This is a genomic window from Streptomyces sp. 130, from assembly GCF_007096885.1.
In the GTDB taxonomy this organism is placed as follows: Bacteria; Actinomycetota; Actinomycetes; order Streptomycetales; family Streptomycetaceae; genus Streptomyces.
On the sequence record NZ_VJNO01000043.1, the window covers coordinates 1 to 18,028 of the forward strand.

Here is an 18,028-nt window from a genome sequence, read left to right on the forward strand (position 1 = left end):
CCTCGGCTGCGCCGCGGCGGGCCCCTCCGCTTCGCTCCGGGGCCGGGGGTCTTTCCGCTCCGCTCCAAGACCCCAGTGAACGGGTGCCGCTTCGCGGCACCCTGACGTTCCGCTACGCGGAACGAAGGGGGCTCCGCTTCGCTCCACCCCGGCCCCTCCGGCTTCGCCTCCAGGACCAGAAGCAGCCCGCTGACGCGGGCTGGGCTGGCTACAGGGGTGGGGCTCTAGCGGATGGTGTTGAGGAGTGACATGGCTGTTTCGAGATCTACTGCCCGATCTCCTGTCCCTTCGACGGCGGCGATGAACTTGTCGAGTTGGGCAGGGGCCATCTGGTGCGCCAGGCCCTCCCGGAGCTGCATGGTGTCGAAGTGGGCGTCCTGGTCGTGCCCGTAGAGATCGGCCAGGAGTTCTTGGGATGTGGGTTCCATGAGCGTTCCTTCTATCCGCGGGCGGTGCGGGTCACTCGCATGTGTCGAGTTCAGCCTACATGTGCATCAACCTGATGCACATGTACCGTTGGCGAAAGCATGGGACACTATCCAATCACCCGGCAAGCTTCCTGGAATTCCGAGAGGAACAACCGCAGATGACCGGTCACCACGAATCTACCGGACCCGATCCCGCGCTGAGCAGCGATTCCGTGCGCCGGGTCGGTCAGTACCAGACGGCGGGCGTCAACGCCCGGCTCCGGCTGTTCGCGCTCCTGGGTGCGCAGGGCGTGCCCGCGAGCGAGGCGGACGACCTGGTAGCCGCGCTGGGGACCCGGGCGGTCGCTGGGGCACAGAGCGAGGTGGTCGAGCTGAACGCGTTAGCGCCGGCCTCAAGGTCCGCGGTTCGCGGATGGCTGGGACGGGGGCGTGAGGGTCGTGAGCCGGGCAGGGTTGGCCAGCACCCGGATTCGAACCGGGGTTTCCGCATCGGGGCGAACCCGAGTGCGGTGTCCTGGGCCGCTAGACGACGCGTGGCCGCGCACAGCGTATCCGCACTCATGCCGACAATGCCCCTCCTTTTGTAAGGGATGTTCCGCTCACGCGCCCGCACACCACGGCGCGCCGCCAGGTCCTGGAGGCGCTGGGCGAGGCCGGCGGTCTGTGCACGGCCCGGACGCGGAACGCGGACAGGAACGTCGTCGTGTGCACGCTCGATGCCGGTCACTACGACCCGGACAACATGCCGCCCTTCAAGAACGGGGAACCGGGCGGCTGGCAGAAGGCCGGCGGGCAGATCTGGAACGACTCGGGCGCGGCCTGCATTCCGCACGCGGCCCTCTGAAAAGACCACACGAATTCAGCGCTCGGGGAGACACGGAATGTCAGCGATTCGGCTCAAGGAACACCAGGTAGATCAGCGGTCCGCGTTTCGTAGGTGGGTGGGATTCCGTGCAAGGTCATCTGTGCCCCCGCAGGGTGCCCGGGGCACGATCGTGTCAGCAACCGGGTCCGGGAAGACGATCACGGCCGCCGCGTGCGCGCTGGAGTCGTTCGCGGACGGCCGGATCCTCGTGACCGTGCCCACCCTGGACCTGCTCGCGCAGACCGCCCAGGCGTGGAGGGCGGTGGGCCACCGGACCCCGATGGTCGCGGTGTGCTCGCTGGAGAACGACCCGGTCCTGAACGAGCTGGGCGTGCGCACCACCACGAACCCGGTCCAGCTCGCCCTGTGGGCGGGGCACGGGCCCACGGTCGTGTTCGCCACGTACGCATCTCTCGTGGACCGCGAGGACATCACCGCACCGATGGGCCAGCGGAAGGTTCGTGGGCCACTGGAGGCCGCTCTGGCGGGCGGAGAGCGCCTCTACGGCCAGCGCATGGACGCCTTCGACCTCGCGATCGTGGATGAGGCCCACGGCACCGCCGGTGATCTTGGCCGTCCGTGGGCGGCGATCCACAACAACCAGCGGATCCCGGCGGACTTCCGGTTGTACCTGACCGCGACCCCGCGCATTCTCGCCGCGGCCCGCCCGCAGAAGGGCGCGGACGGCCAGGAGGCGGAGATCGCGACCATGGCCGACGACCCGAACGGCACGTACGGCGCGTGGCTCGCGGAGCTCGGGCTGGCGGAGGCGATCGAGCGGGAAATCCTCGCCGGGTTCGAGATCGACGTCCTGGAGATCCGCGACCCCTCCCCCATCCTCGGCGAGACGGAGGAAGCCCAGCGCGGCCGGCGCCTGGCCCTGTTGCAGACCGCCCTCCTGGAGCACGCCGCCGCGTACAACCTGCGTACGGTCATGACCTTCCACCAGAAGGTGGAGGAAGCCGCGGCCTTCGCGGAGAAGCTGCCCGAGACCGCTGCCGAGCTGTACGTCAACGTCAACGATGCTTCCGACGCCGACCTGGCCGCCGCCGACGCTCTGCCGAAGTCCTCGATCGACGCCAAGTTCTACGAGCTGGAGGCTGGGCGTCACGTCCCGCCGGACCGGGTCTGGTCGGCGTGGCTGTGTGGCGAGCACCTCGTCGCCGAGCGCCGCGAGGTCCTGCGGCAGTTCGCCAACGGCATCGACACTGCCGGGCGCAGGGTGCACCGCGCCTTCCTCGCCAGCTGCCGCGTCCTCGGCGAGGGCATCGACATCACCGGCGAGCGGGGCGTCGACTCCATCTGCTTCGCCGACACCCGCGGCTCGCAGGTCGAGATCGTGCAGAACATCGGCCGCGCGCTCCGGCTCAACCGCGACGGCTCCACCAAGGTGGCCAGGATCATCGTGCCGGTGTTCCTGGAGCCCGGCGAGGACCCGACGGACATGGTCGCCAGCGCCAGCTTCAAGCCGCTCGTAGCCGTCCTCCAGGGCCTGCGTTCGCATGACGAACGTCTGGTCGAGCAGCTCGCCTCCAGGGCGCTCACGAGCGGGAAGCGCAAGGTGCACGTCCGGCGTGACGAGGAGGGGCGGATCGTCGGGGCCGGCGGCGAGGGCGAGGACCAGGAGGAGGACGACGACACCCAGGCCACCGCCGAAGCCGCCCTGCTGCACTTCTCCAGCCCGCGCGACGCGGCGACGATCGCGGCGTTCCTGCGGACCCGGGTGTACCGGCCGGAGTCGCTGGTGTGGCTGGAGGGCTACCAGGCCCTGCTCCGGTGGCGGAAGGAGAACGAGATCACCGGCCTCTACGCCGTGCCGTACGACACCGAGGTCGAGGTCGGCATCACGAAGGACTTCCCGCTCGGGCGATGGGTCCACCAGCAGCGCAAGGCGCTGCGGGCCGGGAAGCTGGAAGACCGGCGCAAAAAGCTACTGGACGCCCCGGAGGCCGGGATGGTCTGGGAGCCCGGCGAGGAAGCGTGGGAGGCCAAGCTCGCCGTGCTCCGGTCCTACCGGCGGGCCATGGGGCACCTCGCACCGCGTCAGGACGCGGTATGGGGCGAAGGCGAGACGATGGTGCCCATCGGCCAGCACATGGCCAACCTCCGCAGGAAGGGCGGCCTCGGCAAGAACCCGCAGCGGGCCGCCGCCCGCGCGCAGCAGCTCACCGAGATCGACCCGGACTGGAACTGCCCCTGGCCCCTGAACTGGCAACGCCACTACCAGGTGCTCGCCGACCTGCTCGACGCCGACGGTGTCCTGCCCTCCATCGCGCCGGGCGTAATCTTCGAGGGCGACGACATCGGGCGGTGGCTCCAGCAGCAGAAACAGCCGGCCACCTGGGCGCAGCTGACGCCCGAGCAGCAGGAGCGGCTGTCCACGCTGGGCATCACACCCGCTGAGGCGCCGACTCCCGCACCGGCCACCAAGGGTGCGAAGAAGGACCAGGGCAAGGCGCAGCAGGCGTTCCAGCGCGGCCTGGCGGCCCTCGCACAGTGGGTGGAAAGGGAAGGCGCCCACCGGCCGGTGCCAAGGGGCCACAGCGAGCAGATCGCAGTCGACGGCGCGACCGAGCCGGTGACCGTAAAGCTGGGCGTATGGCTCTCCAACACCCGCGCACGCCGCGACCGGCTGGACGCCGAACAGCTCGCCGCACTCGCCGAACTCGGCGTCGCGTGGGCCGACGCCGTCCCGGCCACCGAGGCCGCCCGATAAGCCCCTGCTGCCCTCTGCTCCGCCATGAGCACCCCGGACCTTCGAGTCCGGGGTGCTCATGGCGGAGCCGGCCGTCCGGTCGCCTGACGCCCGCGTCCCACGCCTGTTCACCGAAACGGGGAAGCCTCCGGGATCCTTCCCGGAGGCTTCGTCGTCCGTGCGCTCAGCCTTGTCCGCGTGGTACGAGGCTCACATGGGCCGGCGGGCTGGACGGGGCCGCGGGCTGCGGGGCGCGGGACCAGCCATGGGCGTGCATGGTCTCTTCCTCCTAGTCCTCGAACAGCTGGGGCAGCGCCCCGGGGCTGCGGTCGGCTTCCGGTGCCGCTGGATGAACGCGCGGGCTGCAGGGCGGCGGGTGTCGCAGGCCGCACAGACTGACTGGCAGGTAGGAGCGCTCTGTGCGGGATGGTGGATGCCGCGCGTTCAGGATTGCCAACGCTGGCAGCAGTGTCCGCAACACCCCTGCTCGGGTGGTTCAACGGTGCTTAAATATGTCAATGCGATCATCCACCCACCACCAAGCAATCATAAAAAAAGTGTCGGGTACTTTACGTACACGATTGGCTACGAAAAGCGAATAGGGGTCCGAGAAGTCGCCAATAAGCTCCTAAAGAAGGAGATAGCTGAAACTGCCTGCTTGCCGGGCGATACGGAAGTTTCACTTTCGCCGCGGTTCTCCGACATTGCCCGACTAATGGAAACCGTTGAGCGCTGGCACTCGTTCTCTTCGGCCGTCCGCAGAGGAAGGCGAATTCGTTGGGCAATGAGGCATGTCACGCACGCCGTAAGGCATCCGAGGATCACATTGTTTGCGGATAGTGGCGACTTGGAAGAGTCATTGGCGAGGATGAATGAATCCTCGAACATGTTGACTGGCGCTGTCGTGGGCGTGCAATTCACCAATGCCGTCCAGAGCGCTGTAGAGCGAGACCTGTACCGCCCTGGCTATCTGCATGATGAACCGTATATACGGTTGCATCTCCGAGGCGTGAGAGTTTGGCTGTCAATTCTTGCGGGTGGGGAGGCCAGGTCCCAGTCAGATAATTCGAATCCACAATGGGTGGAGGTAACCGCCCTAATTCACAAATCCGGCGTAGTGCAGTTCACGTTCGCGGTCGACTTCCCAGATAATCTCACCGCAGAGGACTTCACTAAAATGCAGTTCGGTGCGTCCCCTATTATCGCCAGCGTCGAACTTCCGGAGGCTGTTCTCACGCAAACCAAAGGGTGGAGCGATTTGGCACTGTCGCTACCGGGCGAGTGGGTCCACCAAGTGCGTGCCGGTACGCGCTGGCGTCGAGTCTTCTTCCCTGAGGCGATTTCTCTCACCGAGATATTTGAGCTTTACCTGGAAGCATTCAGTTCCGCGGCGAGCGTCGGTACGGGGACGGATTGGATGTGCCACCCTTGCTGCTTCGTTGAAGAGATCGCTTGTTGCTCAGACGAGTCTACGTTTAGGGAGACTCACCCAGAGGAATTTGCCTACATGGTCACGCGGCATCGTACGCAAAGGCGTGGCGGTGGCCGGGGGGATTCCATGAACTCCATCATGCCCCCGGATACATCACTGAGTATGGACTGTTCTGTATTCATGGGCGGAGACAAGGGGCTCATTGTTAATTGGCCTGGCTTTGGCAGGTCAAATGGGTACGCAAGTCACCTGAATCACATCTTGGTGGCGGAGTCCGCCCTACTTCAGTTCTGGCAAATACGAGAGATCAACTGGCGAATCGTCAATAGTACCGGAAGTTTGCGGTCGATAGCTTCAGTCCAAGAAGACGCAATCTTCGGGCTGCGGGAGTATCGGGAGTCGCCTCTGCTGTACGGAACCGCAGTTGACGTCGCTAAGTACCTGCTTGAGAAATGGCGAGCAGACTCCCTTTATGGGTACGCTATCGAAAGTCTTGATCAATTGCAGCAATTTGTATCGACGGCAGAATCGCAGCGTGCTGCTAACCGCGCGAATGCCCTCGCTGCGGCGGCTGTGTTGGCTACCGCCGTACTCGGCATGCCTGCGATTGATGAAACTTTCACGGCCATAACAGAGATTCCTGATTCGGGAGTCGCGGGATGGACTGCAGGGCCCCTCAAAGGCATCGCGGAAAGCGGATCCGCCGGAGTATGGTTCGCTTATCTGGTGTTGCTTTCTGTGGTGGCCATAATTGCGGTCATGCGCCAACGCAGGAGAGTGCGACGAATAAAGGGAAAGCGCCGGAAAAAGGTCGGAATAGTGTGGCCGCTGGGTAGCTTGCGTGTGACTCTTACGGATGAAGAGGGGAATAGGAGGAGGTAGTGGAGCGCCGTCCGCATTTCCGTACAGGCAGGGCGCTAAGGGCTGTCCCGACGGTAGCCGCGGCCGGGCCCCGCCGTCCCTTTCCGTGCTCCTCCATGGCCGGGCGTGCGCCCGTGCTGTCGGGCCTTGTGGCGCTAGCCAGCAGCGAACCCACGGCGTCGGGGCAGCGAGAACGGCGGATGGGCGGACTGGGTGGGCACTGAAGCGGGCATCTACGGATGGCGATGTGGGTAATCGCTGACCCGCGCTCGGTGCTGCGCGCCGAGATCCGCTCCTTCGAGCGCACCCGCGACATCCTCACCGTCCCAGGTCGTCGACTGGTTGTGCTGCACTCGGCGGAGCCGTTGCTGATCCTGGGCGACAGCGGCGTGGCGTTGCGCCGCAAGGACGGCACGCTCTGTCTCACTCCCCCGCTGCTGCCCGAGACGGTCGAGATCTTCGCTCCGCTTTCGCCGACGTGCCTGCTCATCTCCACACCACGGGCGCACTACCGGCCGCACCAAGGCCTCACTCGCGGGATCGCCGCCAAGGCCAACGCCGAGGCAGCCGCCTGGTGCCGGGAGGCCGTCTACCGACTCCCGCCCATGCTCTGGCCTGGTCGGCTGCGACTGGCCCATACCCCGTTGGAGGTCCGGCCGCCGCGGCTGACAGCGGTACCCACCCAGCAGCAGCCCGGCCCCGCACCGGCCCATCCCGAGATCCGCAGCAACGAACTGCGCGACCTCCTGGACCAGCTCTCCCACCCGCCCGCAGGCCCGCCACCGGTCCCGGAACGGGGCCGCTCGTAGAGGGTGGAGATGCTGGCCACCGCGCTCCGTGCGGCGTAGGTGGTAGAACCGAGCATGGACCTGATCACTTCTGGTGTGGCAACGGCAGGCATCAAGGCGGCTGGTGGTCCGCTCGGTGCCCTGATGGGCCGCTACCGGCCCGCGGGGGTGCCCCGGCTCGGCAGCAGGGAGGACCGGGCAGGCGCGTACCGGCGGATGTTGGACGCCTCGACCCGTTCCTTCGCTCACAGCTACCAGTTCGCCAATCTGCGCCGGGAAGCCGGACGGGCTTCGCACAAGCTGCTCGTGGCGCAGATGCCCGCGATGTGGGAGATAAGCAGCGACCTGATCAGTGCGCTCAACGGTGTTCGCCTGTGCGGCAGTGTTCAGGTCATTGCTGCCGCCGAGAATCTGGTCGCGGCCGCCGGGGACCTGGATCTGAACGAGCGGAAGGCGAATCGCTTCCAGTTGCAGGCCGAAGCGGTGGTTGACGCACAGAAGACGTTCCTGGACACCTGCCGGGAAGAGCTCTCCTACAACGCCCGCTGGTACCAGTTCCTGCGCAAGCGCAAGGAGAAGCGCTTCCTCCGACAGCTCACCGCCGGCTGACCGCGCCTGTCCTTCTTGAGCCTGCGGTTGCCAGTGACCAGACCAGGAACCACACCATCCTGACGGGAAGTGGTTCTGTCGTTCATGATGAGACGCCCGAACGACGAAGGAGCGCCATGCCGACCCCTCTCCCCGCCCTGACCGGCTGAGCAGCGAGCAGAAGCGCTCGCGAAGGCCGGCCGGGTCCGCAAGGAGCGCAGCGAGATGCTCGCGGCGCTGAAGGCTGGACGTCTTTCGCTCCTCGACGTCCTCGACCGCGACGACGACACCGCCCGGCAGACCCGCGCTCTTCACCTTCTGCAGTCCCTCCCCGGCATCGGCACGGTGAAGGCGCGCCGTCATCTCGTAGACCTCGGCATCTCGGAGACGAGGAGGGTCCAGGGTCTTGGAGAACGGCAGCGCGCCCGCCTGATCGAGCTGTTCCCGCCGCGAACCTGACTGGCCGCCTCCGCGCTTCACGCCCAGGGCACAATGGGCAGCGAGTCCGTCTTCAACCGACCCGGGGTCACCGCACCGAGTCATGGACGACAGGTGCGCCGGCCGGTGCGCCGAAACCCACCCGGCCGGGCCCCGGTTGCCCGCTCGGGCCCTGGCCGGGTCCGCCGCCAGCGGGCTCATGCTCGCCCTCACGTGGGCGGCGCTCGGCGCCGGCTGCAGTTCTGCCCCGGGGCCGACTTGTACGCTCCGGGCGGGTCCGCGCCCGGGCCGCCCTCTTCAGCGCACCCACTCGTACTCGTCGTCGCGGTCCCCGTCGCTGGGGAGGTCGTTCACCTCGTCCTCGGCGAGGAAAGGTTCACCCGTCTCGTCCATACTCTCAGGTTGCCCCGCCGCACCCGGCGGCGTCCTGCAGGCGCGTACGATGTCGCGGACATTGGCTCTGCACGCGACAGGGATCAGCGTTTTGACAGCAGTTTCGGCAGCGCTGTGACCGTCGGGGCGCATCGAATGTTCACGACGGCGGGCAGCAGTACGGGGCACTTCATGGAGGCAGCGGAGTGCCCCGTACTGCTGCTCGTACAGGGACAAGATGAGAGCGCCAGCTACGGGCTGTGCTGGTAAGAAGCGTGTCACCAGCCGCGAACGACCCCTAGAGTTCGGATGCGAGCTCGGGAGGGTTGGGAAGCCCGGTAAGCGCGGCGGCCTCGTCCCCATTCAGATACCCGCAGCTCTCAAGCGGTTCGGCGACGTTCAGCACATGCTCCCAGTGCGCGGCCAGCAGTGCCTCTGCAGCGGGCCGGAACTGCCAGAAGCCGATGGCCTTGCCGGTGTCGTCCACCGCCCCGCGTTCGACCGCCGATGCTCTGGCTGACGTGAACAGCCCGGAGTCCCGCAGCCAGCGCTGGTGCGCCAGCTCACCGGCGGCCAGCATCGTCAGGCAGCTCTCCGGATGAACAGCCACGGTCCGATTTGCGTGACACCGGAGACCCCGTAGACCGGACCGCACGGGGATTGCGCTTCCTCGGGCGTCAGAACCACGTCGATCACGTGAATTCCCCCGACGAGAGCGGCCACGAGGTGCCCCGCCTCGTGCACGGCTGCCCCCCGACGGTCCGTCTCCAGCGGCAGTCCCAGGACGTGGTTCGCACAGCACCACGCGGAAGGCCCGGGGTGGAAGGAGTGGACGGGGCTGCCGTCCGGCGCAACAGCGAGATACCCGGCATGCATCACGGCGCCAGTCTGCCAGCGGCTGGCGGTTCCGCAGCGGGTAGACGCCTACGTTGCGGGCGAGGGTAAGCCGGAACCTGCGTCGTCGCTGCCACTCCCCGGGCCCATGTTCGCCCACGCCGTCGGGGCGGCCTTTATGTGCTCGCATCGCCGTCTCACCGGCTCTCCCACTTGGTTGTGGACGGCGAAGGCATGCGAGCCGGACCGCAGCGGCTGAGGTTCTGTGGCGTCGCGCGCCTTGTGGTCCGGGGCGGTGAGCGAGTGTGGCCTCATCGGTGTCCGGGGGCGTCGTCAGTGCCGACCTTTAGCCTTATTCCTACACATTTAAGAAACAAGGGATGGAAGGCGAAAATGCCTCACAACGGCATTCTGAGTGACCTCGGTGCTGACGACTGGCTCGTCGACGAGTGGACCAGGACGGGTCCCGGGGTGCACGACCCGACCCGGGCGTTGGGGTACACCGTGAGCAGAGTCCGCCAGGAGTACGCGGCCATCATGGGCGTGCTGGACCAGGCCGTCGACCATCTGACTCCTGCGGAGATCGCGGTGGAGCTCGCGGCGCGGGGCGTCACTCTTCATCCGGTGGTCGTGGCGCAGCGGCTGAAGGCGTTGCAGGAGACGTTCCTGGCGGTGTCGGGGCAGCCGGACAACGAGATCGAGCGGTGGCAGGAGCTGAGCGGTGCGCGGTGGCGGTACACCGCGACGGCGCAGGGTCGGCAGGTGCAGCGGCTGTGGACCGCGTTGTCGGCGGAGGGGGTGGTACAGCGGGAGGTGGCGCTGGATGGGCTGGCCCGGATCCGTGACGCGCTGACGGCTTTGCAGGGGGAGGGCGTGGCGCCCGAGGAGGTGGCGAAGCTGGCGGGGCAGGTGTTCGTGGAGCATGACCAGCTGGATGCGTCGCTGGTGGGGCAGACGGACATGCTGGCCCGGCTTGCCGACCGGTTCGACCTGGGCGCGGAGGGCACGGGTGAGCTGAAGCAGCTGATCGTGGAGTACGCGACCCATGTGGTGGTTCACCTCGACCGGGAGGTGGTGGCCGTGCACGGGCTGCTGATGGGGCTGCGGCCACGGTTCGCTGAGCTGGCGGCGGGGTGCGGGGCGCAGTCGCGGGCCGGGGCGTTGGTCGCGCGCGGGGTGCTTGCTCCGTCGCGCGGGGCGAAGCGTGGGGACTGGGAGCAGTTGCTGAGCTGGTTCGCGCCGGCGTCGGGCAGGGCGTGGCGGTTCGGGCAGCAGTTGGTGCGGGCGATTCCGATGATGCACGCCAATCTGCGGCGGCAGCAGAGTGTGGTGGGGCCGGGGACGCTGCGGGCCAAGGCGCTGTCCTTGGCGGCGGCGTGCCGCGACGGACAGCGGGGTGAGGCGGTGTTCCGGGCGTCGGTGGCGGACCGGCCGTGGGCGAAGCTGCATACCTGTGCGGAGGGTGAGGGGGGCGCGGTCGTCTCCTGGCATGAGGGTCCGCGGGTTCCTGCTCTGGCGATGCTGCGGGCGAGTGGTCAGAGCGGTCCGCGGGGGCAGGTGGCTCCGCGGCGGGAGCGCGGGGAGGCGGCCAGGGAGGTGGCGCGGGAGCGGGAGCGCATCGAAGCGGAGAAGCGGGCGGCGGCCGCCGAGGTCCTGGCCGGGGTGTTTCCGTTGACGGACCGTGCGTGCCGGCTGGCGTTGAGGGCGGTGATGGCGGCGGCCCGAGGTGTGGAGGCGGGCGGGGCCCGGGTGGGGCATTGGGAGGGCGTGGGCTGCACGCTGACGGCGGTGCGGGGGGTGGTGGGGCGTGTCGATGGGGTGGCGTGGTCGGTGCTGGTGCCGGGGAGGCAGGTGAGTTTCCATCCCCGGGCGGCCGGGCCGCCCGGGGGTGGTGCGGCCGGTGCTGCGGGCGGCGGGCGGGTGCAGGCGGCGCTGCGGGTGGAGGTGGCCCGGTGAGCGCGTACGGCGGCTGGGGGAAGGGGGAGGACGAGGAGGAAGTGGTCTGGCAGTTGGCCCGATTGCTGAAGACGCGGGCGTGGCTGGTGGGCGGGCGGGACGATGCGGTCATCGAGGCGGTGTACCGGCATCGGGGCGCGCTGCGTGAGCTGCTCGCGGCCGTGGGGTGTGCGCTCGTGGTGGAGCCGGATCTGGTGCGGGTCTACAACCCCGCTCCCCCGCGCTCGGCGCGGCTGCCGGAGGGGAACAGTGCGCAGGGGGTGTGGTTCTGGCTCACGGTCTCCGTGCTGGAATCCCTGCCGGTCCGGGTCCGGCTGGGACAGGTGGCCGGCGCGGCGCGGGCGGCGGCGGTCGAGATCGAGCTGCCGGTGACGCAGTCGCGCACGGAACTTTCGGCGTTCGCCGCCGGGCTGCGGCGGCTGTGTGTCCAGGGCGTGCTGGAGGAGCTGGAGGGGCGGGTCGAGGCGTTGGTGGACGGTGAGGAGGATCCTCCGGTGCTGTTGAAGGTCCACCACACCCGCCTTCTGCACGTGCTGCCCCGGGGGGTGCCGGTCGACGGGCGGGGGCAGTGGTCCATCGATCCTGCCGAGGAACCGGCGGGGTGGCTCGCCGGGCTGGCCCGGCCGGCGGACGCAGGGGTGCGGGTGTGCGCGATGCTCGCTGATCAGGCGGTGGTGCACACCGGTGACCTGGACGAGGACGAGTTGCGGTGGCTCAGCGACAGGGGCCCCGCCGAGGGTGCGGCCCTGGCCAGGTCCTTCGGGCTGGAGCTGGAGCACCGGCTGGAGGGGGCGGCGTGGGTGATGCCGCAGGAGACCTATGAGGGCCGTGTGGCGGGGCGGTTCCGGTTTCCCGGGCGCAGCCGCAGTCAGGCCGGAACGGTGCCGCATGCCGCGCTGCTTCTCATCGACAGCTTCGTGGCGGAGGGAGTGCGAGGCGGGGCGGGGGCGCCCGGGCGTAACTGGTGCGGTCTGCCGAAGAGCCGGGTTGTGGGCCGGCTGGGCGAGTTGGCGCATCGACATGCCTGGTGGAACAAGGATCTGCGCGGCGATCTGCCGCGCCTGGCCGAGGATGTGCGCGGGGTGTTGGAGCCCGAGGCGGATCTGCTGCGCGTGACGGGCGGGTTCGAGGAGTGGTGGTGGCTGTCGCCTGCTGCGGCGCGGTGGACGGTCCTGTCCGAACAAGCCTCGGTCCCCGCCCAGTGCGGTGATGTTGCGAAGGGTGTGGAGCGATGAGCGCGAAGGCCGGGATCGAGCGTTTCTGGCGGCGTTGGCATCTGATCGGCGCCGGCGTGGACAACGTCTGGTACTACACGCGTGAGGTGCTGTCCTGCCCGTCGGGGCGGTGGCTGGCACGGGGCCCCAACGGCACCGGGAAGACGACCCTGCTGGAAGGGCTGTGCCCCTTTCTTCTCAACCCGGTGCACATGCACTTGAGTTCCGCGTCGGGGCGGGCGACGAGTCTGGTGTCGCTGATGAAGGGCGGCAGCACCTCAAAGCGGCGCTTCGGGTATGTGTGGCTCAGCTTCTCCCCGCCCGGGGATCCGGCCAGCGGGGACGCGGACGCCGGGGAGCAGCACTACGGGCTGCGCCTGGAGTACGCGGCGAGCAGCAACAGCGTGGAGACGGTGCCTTTCAGGCTGCCGGTCGTCCCCGGCCACGACGGCCAGGACCTGTCCACCATGAAGCGGGACGACTTCTGGGCGTGGGTGGCGGCGCAGGGCGGTGAGATCTTTGCCTCCGCCGACACGTATGTCGCCGACCTCGCCCAGCGGATCTTCGGCTGCACACCGGGAACCCTGAAGCGGATCGCCCGGCGGATCAAGAAGGTCCGCAACCCCGGGCTGCTGGCCGGGCTTTCGCCCGCCGACGCCGCCGCCGAACTGCGCATGGCGCTGCCCACCGTCAGCCCGGACACGGTGCGCTCGGCGCAGGAGGCGCTCGCCGCCGCGGAGGCGACCCGCCGGCGCTACGAGCGGGACGCGAAGACCGCGCAGGTCCTCGAAGACCTGTCCGCCGCATGGTCCGAAGCCGCCGCCCAGACCGGTCTCCAGGCCGTTGACGCCGCCCTGGCCTGTACCGCCGTACTGGCCCACGCCCGGGAGGAAGCGCGGCAGGCGGGCACGGATGCGGAGGTGCGCAGCCAGGAGCTGGGTGATCTGCGGGTGCTGATCCAGGAGCGGACTGCGGCAGAGCTTCAGGCCGGTCAGCATGCCGCCGCGCTGGCCCGCGATGCCACCTCCAGCGATGTGGCCCACGCCCACCTGACTGTCAGGCGGGCCCAGGAGGCGCACGAGAAGGACTGTGAACTCCTCACCGCGCACACGCAGGCTGCTGCGCGGTGCGCTGCTGATGTACAGGAGGCAGCCGATGCGGTAACGGGCCTGTTGGAGAAGGCCGAGTCTTCCTGCCGGGCGGCGCGGGTGCCGCTGCCAGTGGCCGTCCCCGCCGTCGTGAGCGTACGGGGCGGCGCGCCCTCACCGCTGCGGATCGGTGAGCGGGTCTTCGACCAGGCCCCCGGCCTGGACGTGGTCGTCGATGAGGAGGCGGCCGGGCAGGCGGCTGAGCAGCTGGAGCAGGCAAGCGTACGCATCGAGCGGCACGGTGAGGCGGCCAGCATGAGCGTGGTGGCGTACCAGAAGGTCGCCGCGGCGCAGGAGGAGGCCGTACAGGCCCGGAGCCTGGCCGATGCGGCAGCTGAGACGGCGCGGAGGGCCGGCGTTCGTCATCAGGAGACCTTGGACAGGGCCCAGGAGTGTGTCGCGGACCTGGCTGGTGGTGTGCAGGCGTGGGCACGAACAGTCCGCGCCCGGTACCGCACTCCGCTCATGGACCTCGACGCAGTCAGCGCGCAGACCTTCGGGTGGTGTGAGGGGGTGGAGTGTTCGCAGGTGGTCCACGACGCCGGGAAATTGGCGCGGAAGGTGAACAAGGCGGCCGCGCAGAGCCGTGAGAAGGCCCGCGCGCGTGCCGGCCACCACACCGAGAGGGCCGGGCGGGCGCGGCAGTGGGCCACGGAGGCGGAAGCGCGGGCACAGCGCCTGGAGTCGGGAGAACTACTGCCGCTGCCGGGCCCCGCATGGCACGAAGAAGTCGATGAGAAGCGGGCGTTCGCCTGTGCGGTGGAATGGGTGTCGCCGCAGACGGGTGCCGGGGCGGTGGGTGATGCGGCCGAAGCGGTCATGGCCGCCGCCGGGCTGCTGTCGGCCGAGGTGACTGAGCGCGGAGCGGACGGGCACGGCCGCTGGCTGGTGCATCCCCACGGCCCGGCGCTGCCCGAGGAGCAGTCCCTGGCCGCCGTCCTGCGCGCGACGCCCGGAGCGTTGCAGGAGGTGACGGCGCGCGTCCTGCGCCGCATCGCCTACCTGCCCAGCGCCGTCGGAGCCGAAGCTGAGCACGTGCCGAGTGGACTCGTCGTGGGCGCGGACGGCACCTTCCGTACCGGGGTAACGACCGGGCGTCTACCGGCGTGCGCTGGGCAGATGCCGCGCGCTTCTCACATCGGTACCGCTGTCCGGCGGGCGGCGGCGCTGCGGGCCGCCGCCGCGGCCCGGGCCGAGAGCGAGTGCTGGCAGCAGGCGGCCCTGGGGCACATGCGGGCGGCGCACCGGCTGAATGCCTTTGCCGACGCCCTGCAGGAACTCTCCGCTGCGTTTCCCCACGACGCGGTGGCCACGACGGACCGGGCGGAGACCACGCGGGCCGAGGCCTCCCACGCCGCTCACACGGCCGCCGCAACCGCATCGGAGCAGGACCGGACCGCTCAGCACAAGGAGAGTTCCCACCGCGCAGCCCTGGGACAGTGGCGTGCCTCCGCCGCGGCGTTGGGGCTGCCCGACACCCTTGCCGCCGTCAAGCAGGAGGCCGAGGACGCCGGGGCGCGCGCAGCGGCCGTGAGCTTGGCCGTGGGCCTGGTGCAGGACGCCGGGCGCCTGCTGGCCAAGGTCACGCAGGCAACCGAGCAGGCGGCCGAGTCCGGCGCACTGGCACGGCAGACGGCACAGGCAGCCCGGGCGAGCCATGCCGGGCTCCTCGCCGCCAGCGCCGAACTGGAGGCATGCCGGCAGCGCAGCGGGATGGACGACATCGCGCTGGCCCAAGCGGCCGAAGACGCCGCAGCAGCCCATCAGGCAGCCAAGGAGCAACTGGAGGACGCCCGATCCCGGATGGAAGGCGTCTCCGGCAGGGCAGCAGCAGCCGAACGTGCCGCACTGGAGGCCCAGCGGCGCCTGGAACAGGCGGAGCCCGCAGCAGCCGAGAGCCTGGAGCGCGTGCGCGGTCTGCTGGCCTTCGACGCCCTGCACGAACTCCTGGGCCGCCCAGCGCAGGACGCGGGCGACGAAGGCACCGGCGCGTGGCTGGCCGGGCTGCGGGAACAGCTGGCAGCCGTTCCCGCCGCGAGCGGGCCGCTGGAGGAATGTGCCCTGGCGGTGCGGCTGCACCTGGCCGCCGAGGAAGACGACTGGCAGCTCACCCACGGCCAGGCACCCGGCGGGCTGCCCGTCCACCAGGTGATGCTGACCGGGTCCACAGCCATGTCGCCACCTGCCGCCGCGCGCGAGGCAACGGCCCGTCTCCATGCCGCCCAGGCCGCCTACAACACCGCTGAAGACGAAGCCTTGCAGACCTTCGTCCTGGGCCGGATTCCCACCGCTATCGGCAACGCGTGGGTCGATCTACACGACTGGGTCAACGACATCAACGAGCAGATGAAGCTTGCCCGCGCCTCCTCCGGCCTCCTGGTGCAGCTCAAGGTGCGTCTTGCCCCCGACCTGACGCCCGCGCGCGCCCGCATCTACCACCTCACCTGCGAGATCGGCGACGCCGAGCGCACCCCCGAACAGCAGCACAGCGTAGGCCAGGAACTGCTGGCGGTGATGCGCCAAGGCGAAGAGGGCGGCAGCGCCGATCGCGCCACACGCCTGGCCGAGGCCATCGACATCCGCAACTGGGTCACCGTGGAGTACGTCGTCGTCCGCGGCGAGGGCGGGACGAAGGAGATCTGGGACGGGAAGCAGAAGACGACGGTCTCCAACGGAGAGAGCCGACTGATCGTGCTCGCTCCCATGCTCGCCGCGCTGGCCGCGGAGTACCGCGACCTGCCCGCCCACGCACTGCGGCTGTGCGCGTTGGACGAGGTCCCCGGTGAGATCGACGAGGCGGGACGCGACGGCATTGCCGCCTACACCGCCAGTCTCGACCTGGACCTGATGTGCACCAGCCACCACTGGGACGGCTCCCCCGGTGCCTGGGACGGCATCGACATCCACGACCTGGCCAAGTCCTCCACCGGCGTCATCATCGCCGAACCCATGCACCTCTACACCCACCAGATGCTCGCCGCCACCAGCCACCTCCCGGCCCAGAACGCCGGACCGGAACCCGCACCGGCCGGACCCGAAGTGCTCGGGCCGGAAACAATCAGCGAGAACGCCTCGTGAACACCGCTGCTGCCGACTGCCCCCAGCAGTGGTGCACCGGCGGGGCCTGCGACGGCGCCCGGCTCGAATCCCTGCTCACCGAAGAAGCACACTGGCTGTGGGAGCAGCTCGGCGCCAGGGCCGACAGGAGCGGCGAGCCATCCATGACGGGCGGCACCACCCTGATCACCGCCCCCGCCGCCAGCGGGCAGCGCGCGGCCGTCCTCGGGCTGGTCGGCAACCGGATCCTGGCCCCCGGCGAGCGGCGCAGGATCCGGCTGGACGAGCTGACTCTCCGCCTGCGCCGGCACGGCCCCCGCCTCACCCCGGGTGCGGTCGCCGCCCACGCGGCCGGCCGCGCCCTCGGCTCCACGGCCGCCGAACGGGCCCGCCAACTCGCCCGCACCACCAGCCTGCGGAATCTACGGGCCCGCCTCTCCCGCGACCTGCCCGGGCATGCGCCTCTGAGGCCCGCGGACGAGACCTGGGAGGAACTGCACCGCACCGGCCGCGTCGCACGGATCCTGCAGCACCCCGCTCCCGAACAACTCCTTCAAACCGCGGCCGAGGTGCTGCGGCTGCTTCCCCCGCACGGCCGGATCGACCGCCGGCTGCTGGCCTTCCACGCCGCCGGCAACCCGCACGGCCTGGACGCGGGCACCGACCTGGCCGGGCTCGTCCTGGCCGAAGCCGCAGCCGCCGGGCTCACCACCACCGCACTGCCCACCCGCACGGCGTGGGGCACCCTCGGCGTCGACCTCGACCGCCTGGGAGGCGGACTCCTCACCCTCGGCGTCCACCCCGACGGCTGGCACCTGCCCGCCCGGTTCCCCCTCGTCCTGCCCCCGGCCACCCTCACCGAGATCCACTGGCCCGCCCCACCACACGAAGGCTCCTGGGTGTTCGTGACCGAGAACCCCTCGGTCACAACAGCAGCCCTCGAACTTCCCTCCGCTGTCCCCGTACGGCTGCTGTGTACCGTCGGCACCCCCTCAGCCACGGAACTCGACACCTTGGCCCGCCTCGCCGACAGCGGCTGGAACATCGCCGTACGCGCCGACTTCGACGCCTCAGGAATCGGGCACATACGCGCCGCCCTACGCACCGTCCCCCGTGCGCGGCCTTGGCGCATGAACGCCGACGACTACGTCCGAAGCCTGCACCCCGCCCCGTTCCAGCCCACACCGCTGGACACCGAACGCCTCCTCGAAACGGAATGGGACCCCGCACTCCGCACCGCCATGTGCGCAACAGGCCGCCCCGCCTACGAAGAAGCTCTGATCGACGACCTCCTCGACGACATCCGCGACGGGCACCCCAACCCGTAGCCCTCACCGGCACCCAGAGGCGGC

12 protein-coding genes and 1 tRNA gene are annotated in these 18,028 nt (G+C 69.5%); 10 read left to right on the plus strand and 3 right to left on the minus strand.

The genetic code is table 11. The features are described from left to right. Positions 1 to 224 precede the first annotated feature (224 nt). On the minus strand, positions 225 to 428 hold the full coding sequence (locus FKN01_RS27510) for a hypothetical protein (RefSeq protein ID WP_143625240.1): 204 nt from the start codon (positions 426 to 428) through the stop codon (positions 225 to 227). Between the two features lie 454 nt (positions 429 to 882). Then, positions 883 to 967 (minus strand) — tRNA-OTHER (locus FKN01_RS32660). Positions 968 to 1,131: 164 nt separating this feature from the next. Between FKN01_RS32660 and FKN01_RS33415 the strand changes: the two genes are divergently transcribed. From FKN01_RS33415 to mihF, 6 genes are all read left to right on the plus strand, one after another. Next, positions 1,132 to 1,272 (plus strand): hypothetical protein, encoded by a 141-nt coding sequence (locus FKN01_RS33415; protein WP_260697027.1) that lies wholly within the window; start codon positions 1,132 to 1,134, stop codon positions 1,270 to 1,272. 37 nt (positions 1,273 to 1,309) lie between these two features. Further along, the gene (locus FKN01_RS27520) at positions 1,310 to 4,009 is read left to right on the plus strand and encodes a DEAD/DEAH box helicase (RefSeq protein ID WP_143625242.1); all 2,700 of its coding nucleotides are present in this window, start codon (positions 1,310 to 1,312) and stop codon (positions 4,007 to 4,009) included. 412 nt (positions 4,010 to 4,421) lie between these two features. Then, positions 4,422 to 6,302 carry a hypothetical protein gene (locus FKN01_RS27525; RefSeq protein ID WP_143625244.1) on the plus strand — a complete coding sequence of 627 codons (1,881 nt, stop codon included), beginning with the start codon at positions 4,422 to 4,424 and terminating at the stop codon, positions 6,300 to 6,302. Positions 6,303 to 6,520: 218 nt separating this feature from the next. Then, a complete protein-coding gene (locus FKN01_RS27530; RefSeq protein WP_221939382.1) occupies positions 6,521 to 7,090 on the plus strand; it encodes a DUF4238 domain-containing protein in 570 nt (189 codons plus the stop codon). A gap of 54 nt (positions 7,091 to 7,144) precedes the next feature. Then, entirely contained in the window at positions 7,145 to 7,678 is a 534-nt protein-coding gene (locus FKN01_RS27535; protein WP_143625248.1) for a hypothetical protein, read from the plus strand. 204 nt (positions 7,679 to 7,882) lie between these two features. Next, on the plus strand, positions 7,883 to 8,116 hold the full coding sequence (gene mihF / locus FKN01_RS27540) for an integration host factor, actinobacterial type (RefSeq protein ID WP_260697028.1): 234 nt from the start codon (positions 7,883 to 7,885) through the stop codon (positions 8,114 to 8,116). A gap of 649 nt (positions 8,117 to 8,765) precedes the next feature. Here the strand turns inward: mihF and FKN01_RS27545 are convergent. Beyond that, on the minus strand, positions 8,766 to 9,077 hold the full coding sequence (locus FKN01_RS27545; protein WP_143625250.1) for a hypothetical protein: 312 nt from the start codon (positions 9,075 to 9,077) through the stop codon (positions 8,766 to 8,768). A gap of 617 nt (positions 9,078 to 9,694) precedes the next feature. Between FKN01_RS27545 and FKN01_RS27550 the strand changes: the two genes are divergently transcribed. Genes FKN01_RS27550 through FKN01_RS27565 form a run of 4 tightly spaced genes read left to right on the plus strand, consistent with a single transcriptional unit; the run spans position 9,695 to position 18,004 of the window. Further along, positions 9,695 to 11,257 carry a DUF2397 family protein gene (locus FKN01_RS27550; protein ID WP_185993007.1) on the plus strand — a complete coding sequence of 521 codons (1,563 nt, stop codon included), beginning with the start codon at positions 9,695 to 9,697 and terminating at the stop codon, positions 11,255 to 11,257. After that, complete coding sequence (locus FKN01_RS27555; protein ID WP_143625254.1) at positions 11,254 to 12,492, plus strand: DUF2398 family protein; 1,239 nt, start codon at positions 11,254 to 11,256, stop codon at positions 12,490 to 12,492. Before FKN01_RS27550 ends, FKN01_RS27555 begins: the two co-directional genes overlap by 4 nt. Next, positions 12,489 to 16,697, plus strand: coding sequence for an SbcC/MukB-like Walker B domain-containing protein (locus tag FKN01_RS27560; RefSeq protein ID WP_143625256.1), 4,209 nt, complete (start codon positions 12,489 to 12,491; stop codon positions 16,695 to 16,697). The genes FKN01_RS27555 and FKN01_RS27560 overlap by 4 nt, the downstream gene beginning before the upstream one ends. Further along, the gene (locus FKN01_RS27565) at positions 16,694 to 18,004 is read left to right on the plus strand and encodes a DUF2399 domain-containing protein (RefSeq protein WP_143625258.1); all 1,311 of its coding nucleotides are present in this window, start codon (positions 16,694 to 16,696) and stop codon (positions 18,002 to 18,004) included. Before FKN01_RS27560 ends, FKN01_RS27565 begins: the two co-directional genes overlap by 4 nt. Positions 18,005 to 18,028 lie beyond the last annotated feature (24 nt).

What these genes read in the sequence shown, in the direction of transcription:
- FKN01_RS27560 (WP_143625256.1), top strand. Translation starts at nt 12,489, where the DNA reads ATGAGCGCGAAGGCCGGGATCGAGCGTTTCTGGCGGCGTTGGCATCTG.
- FKN01_RS27520 (WP_143625242.1), top strand. Translation starts at nt 1,310, where the DNA reads ATGTCAGCGATTCGGCTCAAGGAACACCAGGTAGATCAGCGGTCCGCG.
- FKN01_RS27535 (WP_143625248.1), top strand. Translation starts at nt 7,145, where the DNA reads ATGGACCTGATCACTTCTGGTGTGGCAACGGCAGGCATCAAGGCGGCT.
- FKN01_RS27525 (WP_143625244.1), top strand. Translation starts at nt 4,422, where the DNA reads ATGCCGCGCGTTCAGGATTGCCAACGCTGGCAGCAGTGTCCGCAACAC.
- FKN01_RS27510 (WP_143625240.1), bottom strand. Translation starts at nt 428, where the DNA reads ATGGAACCCACATCCCAAGAACTCCTGGCCGATCTCTACGGGCACGAC.
- FKN01_RS27550 (WP_185993007.1), top strand. Translation starts at nt 9,695, where the DNA reads ATGCCTCACAACGGCATTCTGAGTGACCTCGGTGCTGACGACTGGCTC.
- FKN01_RS27530 (WP_221939382.1), top strand. Translation starts at nt 6,521, where the DNA reads ATGGCGATGTGGGTAATCGCTGACCCGCGCTCGGTGCTGCGCGCCGAG.
- mihF (WP_260697028.1), top strand. Translation starts at nt 7,883, where the DNA reads ATGCTCGCGGCGCTGAAGGCTGGACGTCTTTCGCTCCTCGACGTCCTC.